Genomic DNA, 13,924 nt, shown 5'->3' on the forward strand with positions numbered 1-13,924 from the left:
CCTTATTTACCGCTCAGGGTATTGTGAATGGCGTCCAGCCAGCCCGGCACGCCGAGACTGAAGGACTCGAGAACTTTCATGTCGAAGCCGCGGAAGAAGCCGCTCAGTACGAACAGCAGCACGATCACCGCCATCATGATCTTGGTGATCTTGTTCCAGCCGCTCTCTTCCACGCCTTTGCCGATCAGAATACCCAGCACCAGGCCCGGTACGGCGTTGCCCATGATCAGCTGCGCCAGGCCGCCGAAAATGGTGCCCCAGAAGCCGGAACGGCGCCCGGCGTCGATCGCCGCCAGCCAGAAGATCACCGGCATCACGGTGTTCACCAGCAGGTTGGCCGCCGGCACCAGCACCTTGATCGCGGTGACCTGCAGCGCGGCAGGCACGGCGGAAGCGGTGGTATTGAGGAACGCCACCACCAGCATGCCGATGATGCCGCAGGCAATAGCCATTTTTTTCGGATCGTGCAGCGTTTGCGCCAGATTGCGGTTCTTGACCATCAGGGCCGCCGCGCCCCAGTGCGGGATGATGCGGTGGTCGACGTCCTGCGTGAAGGAACCCGCCGCCACGGAAGATGCCCAGGCGTTGAAGAAGAAGCCCAGACCGAATGAGAAGTGGGAAGCCGGATCGCCCTCGCAGGAATTCAGCTCGCCCAAGGTACGAAATGCCCCCATGCCCTGTGTTGTCGGTGCGTGGAACATGCGTGCGGCGCCGGCCCCTACGCCGACCCCCACCAGCCCACCGATAATAATCGATTTAAATAAGATGATTAAAAACATCAGTATACCCTTTCATTTATGCTAACGTTTTTATTTCGTGACGAAGACAACCTTCTCGGTATTGATAATGGTTACGTTCACGGTTATTTCCAGAGAAACGGCATAGCGCTTTCTTTCACGCGGTAAAAAGAAGAAAAGAAATTTCTCTTTAGTTATTTTCTCTTCCGCTTTCACCACGCTGACGTCCTGCGGCTCGATACGCAGCAGAATATTGTTGGTGGACTTTAATACCGCGCCCTGCACATTAGCCAAGGCGGAAGCAAAAGCTTTCGCTTTGCTGTCGCCTTTACCCTCCACCTTTACCGATGTGGTATATTGCTCTTTCATTATGGATTGCCATGTTTTTTGACGTAGGCTTCCACCAGTTTCTGGCCCAGCTCTTCTTTATCCATAAAGCCGAAGCCCAGCACGTTGCAGCCTTCGTTAATTGCCGTCACGCCCTCTTCCACCGAACGCATGCCGTATTTGGCCTTGTAGCCGTGTTTGGTTTGCGCGGTAATCGCGCCGGCGCCGCCGCTGCCGCAAAAAGAGATGCCCAGCTGCGCGTTTTCCGCTTTCATGACGTCGCCCAGCTTCATGTCCGCCGCAACGCCGGGGATAACCACCGCTTTTCCGCCTGAATTTTCAACGCCTTGGCCGACTTTTTGCCCTTTACCCAGACGATCGCCGATCACTACGGTAATTTGACCCATGGTATATTCTCCTGATTGAAATCGATGCGTTAACCGCTATGCGTTATTATCTTTCGCCACTTCGAAGTGCACTGACAGCAAATAGGCTTCTTCGATAGGCAATGTGCCAAACTGATTCACCACGCGCTCCGCCATTTGCATGGATTCGGCGGAGATTTCGTCGAACAACGATTTATCCACCTCCGGCAACGGCTCACCGGTTATTGAACGCAGCACCATGGCGCGAATATGCGATTCCAGCATCTGTTGCTGCACCGCATTGGTATAAATATTTTCAGCATTCAGCATCGCGGTAATATCCGCCAACACCCGAGCGGTGATCGCTCCGGCTTCGCTGACATCGGATTGTTCAATTTCTTTTATCGAAGCAGATCCATCATTCACTTTTCAGTACCCCTAGATCCCACATTAATCAGTAAGCCGTAAAGCGCATCACCTGAATAACCCGCTTTCTGTGATGTCTTTACCCTACCCCCGGTAGGAATTTCTGTGTAGACCGGTTTTTTCCAGTTCGAAGTGGAAATCGAATGACGTACGGGGATCCATTTCGCAAAACGGCGCTGCGGTGAAAAAGCCAATGAGATAACAAATAGATAACCGGACTAACCGTTTTTTTTGCCACGATTGACGATAAAAGCCTTCGTGATCGGGATCTCTTTCTTTTCTCGTCCCAACCGCCTACTATCAATGGGACAAATCGACATTACCCACACCCCCGCTCCTCTGGCGCGGGGGTGTTGCTTTGTGTTGTTTTTCCGAATTTATGGGTGCACAGACTGGCACCCTTTGATTTGACTGGAGAGTGGAATGACCAAACCCATCATTACTATTAATGAGCTGGATGCGGAACGCCTGGATGCGCTATTGGAACAACCGGCCTTTGCCAACACCGACGTCGCCGCCGCGCTGAACGACGAGTTGGATCGCGCGGAAATCCTGCCGCCGGAGAAAATGCCGGCCAACGTGGTGACCATGAACAGCCGCGTGCGTTTTCGCGATCTGCACACCGATGAAGAGCACGTGCGCACGCTGGTTTACCCGGCATCGCTGAAAGACAGCCACGATCAGCTGTCGGTGATGGCGCCGCTGGGCGCAGCGCTGCTCGGCATGCACGTCGGCAAGCAGATCTCCTGGCAATTGCCGAACGGTGAAGAAGCGCGGATTGAAGTGCTGGAATTGCTGTACCAGCCGGAAGCGGCGGGCGAATACCACCGTTAAGCGGTTCTCAGGGCGGCATCCGGCCGCCCTTTCTGTCTCAGACGCAGATAGCGATCAGCACGGCGATCAGCAGCAGCACGTAGATTTTGGCATGCAGCGCATCGCTCACCTTAGGCAAACAGCGCCGGGCAAACACGATCCCCGCAATCCCCGCGACCACCAGCAACCCCAGAATGTTCAGATTGACGTAGCCCAGATACTGCGGCCCGCTCATCTCGCGCCACCCCAACACGATATACATCAGCGCCCCGATCACCGCCACCGGGATCGACAGCGGGTTGGCGGCGCTGACGCAATATTTCATGTCATAGCCATGACGACGCAGCAGCGGCACGGTCATCACGCTGCCGCCCACCCCCAGCAGGGTCGCGATGCCGCCGATCAGCGGCCCGCCGCCCCACAGCGTAACGGGGGACAATTCGGCGCGCGCCGGTTTGACCAGGAAACCCCGGCGGAACAGACAGTCGGCGATGGTCACTGCCATATAGACCACAAACAGCCCGCGGATCACGCCGTCCGCCAGCAGCGAAGAGGCGAACGCGCCCAGCGCCGCGCCGATGCCGATGAAAAAGATCAGCGGCACGATGGTTTCGCGCAGCAGGTTGCCGCTGCGCCAGTTGGTCAGCGTGGCGTAACTCGCGTTGAGGATCATCACCGCCGTCGAGGTCGCCACCGCGATATGCATCGCCTGGCCGGGCTGCTCGCCCGACGCGGAGATCAAGTGATAGACGAAAGGCACCACCACAAAGCCGCCGCCGAAGCCGAACAGAATGGTGGTGATGCCGGTCAGAAAACCGGCACCCAGTACAATCAAGGTTTCAATCATGGCCGTGCGCCCGCACGAAGTCGTCGAACCCGGCGCAGAACTGCCCCGCCAGCGGGTGGAAGCGATCGCCGACGAACAGCGCCAGATACTGCTCGCGCACGGCGTCATGGTCCACCAGCTCAATGCCCGCCTGTTCTGCCTGCGCCAGCGTCTGCGCGTCCGGGAAGCCCCAGTAGCGCGAATCGCCCTGCTTTTCCGCCGCTATCGCTTCGCTGCGCTCCGCCCGCATCAGCTGACGCGCCAGGAAGGTGCCGCTTTGCACGCCCAACAGCATCATGTTTTCCAGGAACGACAGATCGTGACGCAGCTCGGCGGGCAGGCGGGCGAGCACCGGGCCGGCGTCCCAGTGCTCATCCATTTCATGCAGCGTTACCGCACAGTCTCTGTCACCGTTCATCATCGCGCGGAACAACGTCATCACCCCGCGATAGCGCGGCAAATCCCCCGGATGCAGGTTCCACAGCAGCTTGCCGCGTCGGCTGAAGGCGCGCACATAGTCGGCGGAAAATTTCTGATAACAGCGCAGTGAGATCACCCCATCCATATGCCCCAGGCTGCTGATAAACGCAGCGTCATTGATGTCGAGAACGCGATGCGCTTTGACCCCGGCGGCGGCCAGGAACAGGGCCGGCGGCTGATAGACGCCCGCGCAGGCGGCGGCGTTGCGGCCCACGAACGGAAACACGAAATCGTTCAGCACTTCGCGCTCATACAGCCCCAGGCGGCGAACCGCCGGCTCCTGCGTGTGCCCGGCGCTTTTCGCCAAGGGGAAATACACCGTAAAGGCACACTCGCCTTTCAGGGCGGCGATCAGATCCTGGCACACCAGCCAGGAGAAAATGTCGTTGCCGACAAAGAGCGCTACGTTTTTCATACTTCAGCCTTCTTTGCGTTGAAAATAGGGTTGTTAAACACGATCTTGCTGATATCCCGCGTGATGGACTCCATCGCCGAGGTGTAAAACAGGTCGCCCTTGGCGGGCGCGCCGAGCGAGTAGAGGTGCTGTTCACGGCCGCGTCGGTCGGCGATTTTCAGCGTGTGCGGGTTGCACTTCACGCCGCCGAACAGGTTCTCCTGCACCAGTCCGTCTTGCAGCAGTTGATGGCTCAGGCGGTTGGGCGGCAGTTGATAAGAAGGCGTGGTGCAGTTGAACAGATACTGCGCGTGCACCCGCGTCTCATGGCAACGAAGGATAAACCCGTCCGTCCCCTTACTGATATCCGCCAGGCCGCCGCAGGCGCGCAAGCGCTGGCTCTCCAGCGCCGCCACGATCTTGTGGGCGTTCTTGATCGGCATGGCGTGCCGATTGCGCATCCAGGAGGAGTTGTAAAAACGCATGAAAACCTGCCGGTTGTTGGCATCCATCTTGACCCAGGCGGCGCACACCGCCGGGTGGATCGCCGCCAGATAGCTGCAGATATGCTCCCGGGCAAAACGCGCGCGATCGAGGCTGTCCGCCAGATCGCGGTAGCAATCGCGTCTTTCCCCCAGCGCCGAGAACACCGTCAGCCGCTCCGGCCCTGGATAGTGGCGCGCCAGCGCAGCATTGATCGCATGCACCAGCTGTTGCGCGTCAATAAAATCGCTGCCGGCGACAAAGCGCCGCAGCGCCTCAACAAACGCCTCCGGCGGCGGACGCATCAGCGCCGGCTGCACGCTGGGGAACAGGCCCGAGCGCGACAGGGCGCAGATGTCGGTCGCCCCCAGGCGTTCCATCAGCTCAACGATGGCATCAATCGCCGTCAGGCTGCAGCCGATCACGCCGATGGTCGAGTAAGGGTTGATCGGCGGCAGATCCTGGTGGGCCTGATAAGCGATCACGCCATCCACCGGATAGAGACATTCCGGCGGGTTGTGCCCCGAACACAGCACCAGCGCATTCATCTGTTCGGCGCCGCCACAGGTGGTGGTCAGCCGGTAGCCGGCTTCTAGCGGCGCGATGGCATTCACTTCGGCGGTCACGAAATTCAGCGCTACGTTACTGTCCGCCGCCATATAAATCGTCATGTCGCGAATAAAATCGAGATATTCCCGATACAGCCAGCGCGGCGGATAACGATCCTGGCAAAACTGCGGGAAATGCATGGCGATCCAATCAACGAAGTGCGTATCGTCGAAAATATCCGCCGACATGTTTTCCGGCGTCATATTTAATATATGACTGTCAAAATCGCTGCTGTATGCCATACCGCCCTTGAAGCCCTGTTTGTCGAACACCGTCAGGGAAAGCGGCCTTTTGCAATGATTAACCGACTTATTTTTTATAAAGTTATACGCAAAAGCGATCCCGGCGGCTCCGCCGCCAACCACACCGAACTTATACATGAAATATCACCTTATAGTCATTGAACTGCGCTAAGAACTATTGCTTCAGGTGTTGGAATAAAAAGACGCTTTATTCCTTATTAACTTCTTGTATTGCGAGAACGAAAACCTTCGTCCCATCCTGGTGTGAAAACTCGCACGGGCTTCATGACCGATAAAATAGCGGTGCCCCGAACAAGCATTATTTTTCTGCCCCGATAGTAGGGCGGCGGCCGTTGGCTTGCTTTATATGAAAGGCCAACTATCATTGCGTTTCGGCCAATCTGCCCGCCAAAGGGAACACATGCGCAACGTCCGCATTGATGACATCGACCACGTAACGCGCGCGGTGATCGCCATCGGCACCGATTATCCACCGGGCCACCTGCTGCCGATGCACAGCCACCGGCGCGCGCAGTTGCTGTACGGCGCCACCGGCGTCATGCACGTTTTCACCCAGCAAGGCAATTGGGTCGTCCCGCCGCAGCATGCGGTCTGGCTGCCGCCGCAGATGCCACACGCGGTGAGAATGGTCGGCGTCACCACCCGCAGCCTGTACCTCGAACCCGGCGCGTTGCCCGCCGAACGGCCGCAGGTATGCCAGGTGGTCAGCGTCACGCCGCTGATGCGCCAGCTGTTGATGGCGGCGGTGGATATGCCGCTGGAGTATGAACAAGAGGGGCGCGACGGAGCGCTGGCAACGCTGCTGCTGCATGAGCTTGCCCGGTTGCAACCCTTGCCGTTGCACATCCCACTGCCCGCCGATCCTCGGCTGGGCGAACTGTGCCACGCCTTTTTGCAGCACCCCGACGCCCATGATTCCGCGCAGCGATGGGCCCCTCGGCTGTACATGAGCATTCGCACCTTCAGCCGCTTCTTTCGCGCGCAGACCGGTCTGCCGTTTTCACAATGGCGCCAGCGCGCCTGCGTGGTGCTGGCGTTGGCGCTGCTGGCCGAAGGGCGCAGCGTAACGCAGGTGGCGATGGAGATGGGATATGACAGCAGCGCGGCGTTTTCAACCATGTTTCGCCGCGTGCTGGGGCAGGCGCCCTCCTCCTATCTGACGGAAGACGGGCGCGACGGTTGACGGATTAGCGGAATTTCTTGTGGTTGGCGTCGCGGGTTTGTTTGAAGCCCTGCGCCAGCTGCTTCGCTTCGGCGACTTTGCCTTGGTTGGCCAGCGCCAACGCTTGATCGATCTGGCCGATCAGGGTATCCAACCCGCTGCGAAAATCTTTCATCTCCGGGCTGTCGGCGGCTTTGTCTTCCAGCTTCGGCGGGGTGCCCTGCTTGGCATCCTGCGCGGCGGCGCGCATGTTTTGCAGGCTCTGTGTGAGGGTAGCGGCCGAATCGGTATTCAGCACCGTTTTGTAGTTTTCCGCCAGGGTGTCCATATCGTCGCCCAGATCGGCGGCCGCCGCCAGCGAACTGGCTGCCAGCAGCGTCAACGCCGCCAGCGCTTTCAGGGTATTCTGCATGTTTGCTCACCTTCCAGTTATTGTTTTAATTAACCCACCGTTACCATAGGCAAGGCCGGGCAAAACCGAAACCGGAGATTTGTAAGCAAGGTTAAGACGGGATAACGCGCGACCGGCGGGCGCCGGCCGCGCAGGGGATCACTGGCCGGCGATCTTCATTTCCGGCAGCAGCACCGACCCGCACTGGATGTTGCTGCGGGTTTCGATATCGCTGCCGACGCTGACGATGTTGCGCAGCATGTCTTTCAGGTTGCCGGCGATGGTGATCTCGCTGACCGGATATTGGATCTCGCCGTTTTCCACCCAGAAACCGGCGGCGCCGCGCGAGTAATCGCCGGTGACGCCGCTGACGCCCTGGCCCATCAGCTCGGTGACCACCAGGCCGGTGCCAAGCTGTTTCAACATGCCGGCGAAGTCCGCGCCCTGCCCGGCAATGCGCCAGTTATGGATGCCGCCGGCATGGCCGGTGCTGTGCAGGCCCAGTTTGCGCGCCGAGTAGCTGGTCATCAGCCAGGTTTGCAGCACGCCATCCTTGACGATATCGCGCCGCTGGGTGCGCACGCCCTCGCTGTCGAACGGCGTCGATGCCAGCCCTTTCAGCAGGTGCGGATGCTCTTCGACGGTCAGCCACTCCGGCAGAATCTGCTTGCCGAGCGAGTCCAGCAGGAAAGTGGATTTGCGGTAAACGCTGCTGCCGCTGATGGCGCCCACCAGATGGCCGAACAGCCCGGTGGCGACCTCAGAGGCGAACAGCACCGGTGCCTTCATGGTCGACAGTTTGCGCGGCGCGAGACGCGCCAGCGTGCGGCGGGCGCACTCCTGCCCCACCCACTCAGGGCTTTGCAGATCGCCCATCGCACGGCCGATGGTGTAAGCGTAATCCCGCTCCATGTCACCGTCCAGCTCCGCAATGACGCAGCTGGACAGCGAGTGGCGGCTGGAACAGTAGCTTTGCAGCATGCCGTGACTGTTGCCGAACACCTTGATGCCATAATGGCTGTTGAAGCTGCCGCCTTCGGTGTTGGTAATGCGCTTGTCCGCCGCCAGCGAAGCCTGCTCGGCGCGCGCCGCCAGCTCGATGCCGCGCTCGGCGTCCAGCTCGGTCGGGTGGAACAGATCGAGATCCGGCGCCTCGAACGCCAGCAGATCTTTCTCCGCCGGGCCGGCGCAGGGATCTTCTGAGGTGTAGCGCGCGATGTCCAGCGCCGCCTGCACGGTGCGGGCGATGGCGTCCGGGCTGAGATCGGTGGAAGAGGCGCTGCCTTTGCGCTGACGGTGATACACGGTGATGCCCAGCGCGCCATCGCTGTTGAACTCGACGTTTTCCACCTCGCCGAAGCGGGTGCTGACGCTGATGCCGGTCGATTTGGTGACCGCGACTTCCGCCGCGTCGGAACCGGCGCGGGCCAGCTCCAGCGCCTGAGAAACGGCCTGTTCCAGCGCCTTGCGCTGTTCTGCAACTTGGGTGACTACTTTCATCAATCTGCCATAATTAATCAGAAAATCGTTGAGAAAAGTGCCGGAGCGGCGTAGTTGTGCACGCGGGGCGGCGCGCAAAAATCCTGAGATCTCTGCCGTTGAGTCTAACAGGAACCGCGTTGAATTTCGCATAAAGCCGGCAACCTGTTAGGATTAGCCTCTTTTTAACGGAGCCTACCATGAACAAACAGCCTGAAGACTGGCTCGACGATGTCCCGGAGAATGAAAACGAGGACGATGACGAGATTATCTGGGTCAGTAAAAGTGAGATTAAACGTGATGCCGAAGCGCTGAAAGACCTGGGGGCCGAAATGGTCGATCTGGGCAAAAACGCGCTGGACCGCATTCCGTTGGACGAAGATCTGCGCGCCGCCATCGAGCTGGCGCAGAAGATCAAGAAAGAGGGCCGTCGCCGTCAGCTGCAGCTGATCGGCAAGATGCTGCGCGCCCGCGATATCGAGCCGATCCAGACCGCGCTCGACAAGCTGAAAAACCGCCATAACCAGCAGGTTTCGCTGTTCCATAAACTGGAAGCGCTGCGCGACCGTCTGGTCGAAGAAGGCGATGACGTGATTCCATCGATCCTGGATCTGTATCCGGCCGCCGATCGCCAACAGCTGCGTTCACTGGTGCGCAACGCGCAGAAAGAGAAGGCCGCCAACAAGCCGCCTAAGGCTTACCGCCAGATCTTCCAATACCTGCGCGAGCTGGCCGAAGCGGCCGACTAAGCGCCGCCGCCATCCCGGGATGAAGCCGTTTCATCCCCGGTGATGGGCCGGTTCGCCGCTGCTTTCGCGGATATTGAAACGCAGGCTGCCTTCCAGCTCTTCTTCCGCCTCTTCAAACAGCAGAATGATCGCGCCGAAACGACGCTTGCTGCGGGCATTCAGGTGAGTGAACTCGATTTCCACCGGCAGGCCGATATCGCCGGTCACCACGTCCCACAGCGCGTCGAGGTTGGCGCCGAACCCCTCGTCCAGCGCAAACTTGTGCGCGAAATCGCGGTAGAAGGTCGGCACATCCTGGATCTGTTCAAAATCAAACTCTACTTTTGCCATCAAACTCACTCCACACGAATGAAGTTTTTGTAATGGTCGCGCGTGACGAAGATCAGACCGTCGCTCGAATACAGCAGGCGATCGGCGCCGCGCCGGCCACACTGGTAATTGATGTCCGCTTCGCGCCAGACTCGGCCGCCGGCACTCGGCAGTTGCCCTTCACGGTTAGAGAATCGATCGCCGCCAATCGCCTTGCCCGGCAATACCGCACAGAGGTTGCCTGAACGCGGGTCCCAACCCTGCTCGCGCGCCTGCTTCTTGGTGACGTAATAGTCCGGCAGCCGCTGATGCTGCTGCAGGTAACTCACCACCGTTTGCTGCTGCGTAAGCCGATCGATGCTCTGCTGCTGCCCCGCCGGCGCCTGCACCACCGCCGGGTTGCCGCCGATCGCCCGGTGCTCGTTGCCGCGCAGCGCGCTGAAGACGGCGATGACCACGGCGATGACAATCGCCAACAGAATCCGCTTGTTCATGGCATTCCCTGAAATTATGCCGCCGAAGGCGCCGCAGCTCCCCCAGGCTAGTTAGGTATATAGTCGACCTGGATGAAACTAATATGACCGGCACGTCACGTTTTCGCGGCGGCGAGAGTTTCATCCATTCATGACAATGATGCCACTTTCCAGCCGTTCTGGCACTCGGAGTCTCTCTGAAAACGGGCCGCCTCTTATGAGACGGCCCGCCGTACCAGGCGCTGCTTTCAGTATAGTCGGGGAAGGCGCTGCGCAACGCGGCGCAACAGACGGGAACGCATCAATCGATCAAGGCGTGGCGATAGCGATGCAGCATGTCGGCCAGGCGTTTCACCGGCCCGGTGACGCTGAGCGGCGCCTGATTGTCCACCAGCTTCTGCTGGTACTCATTCATCTCACCCAGCAAGCGATCGTAGTAATAGGCGCGCTTGACGTCGTTCTTGGCGGAAACCACCCGATCGGCGGTGCTGCGGATCTGGCGGTGGAAGGCCGACAGCTCTTCGCTGACCGGAATTTCCGCCCGCTGCATGCGCTGGTGGGCGATGATCAGGTTCAGCGCCAGGCGATATTTGGCGATGTCGTTCGGAAACATCATCAGCAGCTGGTTAAGCTGCTGATACAGCGCAGGCAGGTGGTTTTGCCGACGGCGCGCCGCCTTGGTGGTCAGCGCCGACACCGCGCTGCTGACGAACTGGTTGAGCAACGTGCGGCCGGTGCGCTCGCGCGAATTGTCGCGGATCAGCAGCAGCACCATCAGCCCGACGCAGCTGCCGAGGAACTGACCGAGCGCCCCGTCGAGAAACTGGGTGACGTTGAACTCCATCGGGTTGCTCAGCACCAGAATGTTGATCGTCCCCGCCAACAGCCCCAGCGAACCGAGCCGCCGCTTCTGCACCTCGATGCCGATGAAAAACGCCAGCAGGCCGAGGCTGAGACACAGCAGCAAAATGCTCTGCTGCGTCGCCGGCAGGATCACCATGAAGAACAGGGAACCGACCGGGATCGCCGCCAGCATGCCCAGCACGAAATCCATCGCCACCATGCGCGGCGCCGGGGTGCGCATCGCCAGCGAGGTGATCACCGCGATGATCACCATAAAACCGCTGCCGGACGTCCAGCCGGTCCACAGCCACAGCAGGCTGCCGAACGCCGTCGCCACAAAGGTGCGCAGGCCGTTGATCATCGCGTGATGCCCTTCCGCCGAGGTCGGCTTGACCACGGTTTCAGTGCTCAACACGCCCTCTTCCACCGCGCTGATGCTACCGTTGGTGTGTACGCCCTTCGACAGCAGCAGGTAGCGCGTCGCCGCGCCGACCCAGCCGGTGAGGGTCGGCAGCGTTTCCTCGGAGCGATGCGTGGTCAGCACCTGGCGCAACAGCTTCATGCGCTTGTGGATCTCCTGCGGGTTTTCCGCCGGCACCATCAGTTGCTCCCGCAGGCTCGCTTGCAGCGCATCCGGGTGATTTAGCAGGATCAAATAGGTTTCGCAGGCCTGGGTGATCAGCGTCAGCGACAGGGTATGCAGCGCTTTTACCCGGCGGTTGACCTTCTGCCAGCGCGAGGACTCCATCATCAGGTTGTTGCGCATGCCATCCAGCGCCGTAGTGCTCTTGACCAGATTGCTCCAGGCGCGGTCAATATCCTCTTTGTCGGCGTTGCTGATGCACATCTGCATCAGCCGGTATTGATCCACCAGCAACTGATCCACCGCCCGATCGATGTCCTGCTTGATCGAACGCGGCGAGAACAGCAGATCCGCCAACACGGCGCTGACGATGCCCAGCACGATCTCGCTGCAACGCTCGATGGCGAACTGCGGCGCTTCCAGCAGATGAGACTCGCTGGTGGCAACCGTCACGATGATGATCAGCGCGGTATACCCGGCCAGCCCCCAGGCATAGGAGTTCTCCACCTTGATCAGCGAAGAGAGCCAGGTGCAGAAACCGGCCCAGATGCAGCACAGCAGCAGCATCACCACCGGCGCGCGGGCGGTGGTGATGATAATGAGCAGGCCGACGAAGCACCCGATAAAGGTGCCGATGATGCGCAGCCAACCGCGGTGGCGGATGGCGCCGGAGAAGGGTTCACCGCCGGCGGCAAAAGCCGGGCCGGCGGCGACGATGGCGGCGGTCATCGCCGACCAGCGCGGAGTTTCCAGGTTGAGATGGAAGCCGACGAACAGCGCAAACACAATCGCGAAGCTGAGTTTGAAGGCAAATCTCAGCCGGATAAAGGTTGGGCTACTCATTAGCCGAACTCACGCAGCCGGTGCATCAGGCGCACAAAAGGCGAGCCGCTGTCGGCATTGCGATCGTTCTTGCCGACGATCACCACGGTGGCGGTGGTACCGGCCGGGTACGGATGCTGTTGGTCCTTGGCGTCCAGCAGGATCTTCACCGGCACGCGCTGCGCCAGGCGCACCCACTCCAGGTTGCTGTCGATCGAGGCCAATCCTTTGTTGTTAACCGTGCTGCTGCTGTTGTTTACCGCCGCCGCCACGCTGTCGACGGTGCCATGCATGATGCGATTGCTGCCGAGCGGGGTGATCTCCGCGCGGTCGCCCTTATTCAGGCCGGTCAGCTTGGTTTCTTCCAGATAGGCCAGGATGTAGAAGGAGTCTTTCTTCACCAGCGCCACCGCCACCGAGCCGCGGGTGATGTATTCGCCGGCGTGGACGTTGAGGTTGGTGATCCAGCCATCGGCCGGGGCACGCACCGTGGTGCGCTCCAGATCCAGCTGCGCCAGCTCACGCGCCGCCACGGCCTTCGCCAGCTGGTGCTGCACGGTCTGCAGCGAGTTGTTCGACTGGTCGATTTCTTCCTGCGACATCGCCTGCACGCCCAACTTCACGCGGCGGCCGGCCTCACGCCGTTTTTCCGCCGCCAGCGTTTGATAGTAGGCGACGTCGGCACCGGCCTCCGCCAGCGCCTGCTCATAGCGCGGCCGATCGACCACGAACAGCACCTGCCCTTTCTTCACCAGTTGGTTGTCCACCACCGGCACGTCGGTCAGCAGGCCACTGACGTCCGGCGCGATCGCCACCACGTCGGCGGTGAACTTGGCGTCACGCGTCCACGGCGACTCGGTGTAGAACACCCAGGCCTTGAACACCGCAACGATGCCCAGCAGCACAAGAATCAAAGTGATCGCGATTCGGGTTATTTTTATCGAAAAATTTTTCACAGCGACCTCAAACAAAAAGACATGAAATCAGATAAAACAAGCAGCAATACAGCGCGGTATTAAACAGCGCCGGATGCCAGACAAAATCGTAAATCCCCGTCGGCTGCAGCAGGCGGCGCAAGAGAAAAAACAGCGCCAGCGACACCAGCAGCTCGAAAAACACCGGCGGAAACGACAGTCCGAAGATGACCATAACCGGAAGCAAACTCATCAATTTTTCCTTATTGTTCACTGCGCCGGGGAAAGACACATCTCGCCATTCACATTCTCTTTACATTTTAGCGTGCGCGCGCCACAAATCTTGACCAGACAGCTTGTCCAGGTCACGAACCCGAAAAAAGGTTAAACTTTGGGGCAGACGTCCACGACAGGGATTGCGAGGGTGCCGGAGGAGCGGCAGGATTACGTCGCCGATCGCTCTCGCACGTTGGTAA

At 59.8% G+C, this 13,924-nt stretch carries 17 protein-coding genes; 3 read left to right on the forward strand and 14 right to left on the reverse strand.

Translation table 11 applies throughout. The annotated features are described in order from the left end of the window. Positions 1-2: 2 nt before the first annotated feature. The 4 genes from C9411_RS11530 to C9411_RS11545 are packed head-to-tail and all read right to left on the reverse strand — an operon-like array spanning position 3 to position 1,834. Complete coding sequence (locus C9411_RS11530) at positions 3-779, reverse strand: DUF4311 domain-containing protein (protein ID WP_004937006.1); 777 nt, start codon at positions 777-779, stop codon at positions 3-5. Between the two features lie 30 nt (positions 780-809). Beyond that, on the reverse strand, positions 810-1,106 hold the full coding sequence (locus C9411_RS11535; protein WP_047729783.1) for a DUF4312 family protein: 297 nt from the start codon (positions 1,104-1,106) through the stop codon (positions 810-812). Further along, positions 1,106-1,471, reverse strand: coding sequence for an SFCGS family glycine-rich protein (locus C9411_RS11540; protein WP_107227090.1), 366 nt, complete (start codon positions 1,469-1,471; stop codon positions 1,106-1,108). The genes C9411_RS11535 and C9411_RS11540 overlap by 1 nt, the downstream gene beginning before the upstream one ends. 36 nt (positions 1,472-1,507) lie before the next feature. Further along, positions 1,508-1,834: a glycine dehydrogenase gene (locus C9411_RS11545; RefSeq protein ID WP_107227134.1), complete on the reverse strand. Its 327-nt coding sequence runs from the start codon at positions 1,832-1,834 to the stop codon at positions 1,508-1,510. A gap of 444 nt (positions 1,835-2,278) precedes the next feature. Between C9411_RS11545 and rnk the strand changes: the two genes are divergently transcribed. Beyond that, entirely contained in the window at positions 2,279-2,689 is a 411-nt protein-coding gene (gene rnk / locus C9411_RS11550) for a nucleoside diphosphate kinase regulator (protein WP_004936993.1), read from the forward strand. Between the two features lie 37 nt (positions 2,690-2,726). Here the strand turns inward: rnk and C9411_RS11555 are convergent, their stop codons facing one another. From C9411_RS11555 to C9411_RS11565, 3 genes are read right to left on the reverse strand one after another with little or no spacing between them, the layout of a single operon-like run. Then, positions 2,727-3,515, reverse strand: a complete 789-nt coding sequence (locus C9411_RS11555) for a sulfite exporter TauE/SafE family protein (protein WP_063988591.1) — start codon at positions 3,513-3,515, stop codon at positions 2,727-2,729. After that, complete coding sequence (locus C9411_RS11560) at positions 3,508-4,389, reverse strand: formyltransferase family protein (protein WP_063988590.1); 882 nt, start codon at positions 4,387-4,389, stop codon at positions 3,508-3,510. The genes C9411_RS11555 and C9411_RS11560 overlap by 8 nt, the downstream gene beginning before the upstream one ends. Then, a complete protein-coding gene (locus C9411_RS11565; RefSeq protein WP_063988589.1) occupies positions 4,386-5,840 on the reverse strand; it encodes an FAD/NAD(P)-binding protein in 1,455 nt (484 codons plus the stop codon). Before C9411_RS11565 ends, C9411_RS11560 begins: the two co-directional genes overlap by 4 nt. A 283-nt stretch (positions 5,841-6,123) precedes the next feature. Here C9411_RS11565 and C9411_RS11570 point away from each other — a divergent pair, with 283 nt between their 5' ends. After that, positions 6,124-6,906, forward strand: coding sequence for a helix-turn-helix domain-containing protein (locus tag C9411_RS11570; protein WP_063988588.1), 783 nt, complete (start codon positions 6,124-6,126; stop codon positions 6,904-6,906). 4 nt (positions 6,907-6,910) lie between these two features. Here C9411_RS11570 and cybC read toward each other — a convergent pair whose 3' ends face one another. Continuing rightward, on the reverse strand, positions 6,911-7,297 hold the full coding sequence (cybC, locus tag C9411_RS11575; RefSeq protein ID WP_060424637.1) for a cytochrome b562: 387 nt from the start codon (positions 7,295-7,297) through the stop codon (positions 6,911-6,913). Positions 7,298-7,435: 138 nt separating this feature from the next. Then, positions 7,436-8,776, reverse strand: a complete 1,341-nt coding sequence (gene pmbA, locus C9411_RS11580; protein ID WP_107227091.1) for a metalloprotease PmbA — start codon at positions 8,774-8,776, stop codon at positions 7,436-7,438. Between the two features lie 179 nt (positions 8,777-8,955). Here pmbA and yjgA point away from each other — a divergent pair, with 179 nt between their 5' ends. After that, entirely contained in the window at positions 8,956-9,504 is a 549-nt protein-coding gene (gene yjgA, locus C9411_RS11585; protein WP_004936968.1) for a ribosome biogenesis factor YjgA, read from the forward strand. A 30-nt stretch (positions 9,505-9,534) separates the two neighbouring features. On the opposite strand, the gene C9411_RS11590 is transcribed toward yjgA, so the two are convergent. The 5 genes from C9411_RS11590 to aaeX form a co-directional block, all read right to left on the reverse strand. After that, complete coding sequence (locus tag C9411_RS11590; protein ID WP_004936963.1) at positions 9,535-9,834, reverse strand: barstar family protein; 300 nt, start codon at positions 9,832-9,834, stop codon at positions 9,535-9,537. Between the two features lie 5 nt (positions 9,835-9,839). Next, positions 9,840-10,307 (reverse strand): ribonuclease, encoded by a 468-nt coding sequence (locus C9411_RS11595; RefSeq protein ID WP_063988586.1) that lies wholly within the window; start codon positions 10,305-10,307, stop codon positions 9,840-9,842. Between the two features lie 280 nt (positions 10,308-10,587). Next, a complete protein-coding gene (aaeB, locus tag C9411_RS11600) occupies positions 10,588-12,555 on the reverse strand; it encodes a p-hydroxybenzoic acid efflux pump subunit AaeB (RefSeq protein WP_063988585.1) in 1,968 nt (655 codons plus the stop codon). After that, positions 12,555-13,490 carry a p-hydroxybenzoic acid efflux pump subunit AaeA gene (gene aaeA, locus C9411_RS11605; protein WP_063988584.1) on the reverse strand — a complete coding sequence of 312 codons (936 nt, stop codon included), beginning with the start codon at positions 13,488-13,490 and terminating at the stop codon, positions 12,555-12,557. The genes aaeB and aaeA overlap by 1 nt, the downstream gene beginning before the upstream one ends. 7 nt (positions 13,491-13,497) lie before the next feature. Next, positions 13,498-13,701, reverse strand: coding sequence for a p-hydroxybenzoic acid efflux pump operon protein AaeX (gene aaeX / locus C9411_RS11610; protein WP_004936952.1), 204 nt, complete (start codon positions 13,699-13,701; stop codon positions 13,498-13,500). Positions 13,702-13,924 lie beyond the last annotated feature (223 nt).

It is taken from the genome of Serratia sp. Nf2 (assembly GCF_003028435.1).
In the GTDB taxonomy this organism is placed as follows: domain Bacteria; phylum Pseudomonadota; class Gammaproteobacteria; order Enterobacterales; family Enterobacteriaceae; genus Serratia; species Serratia marcescens_L.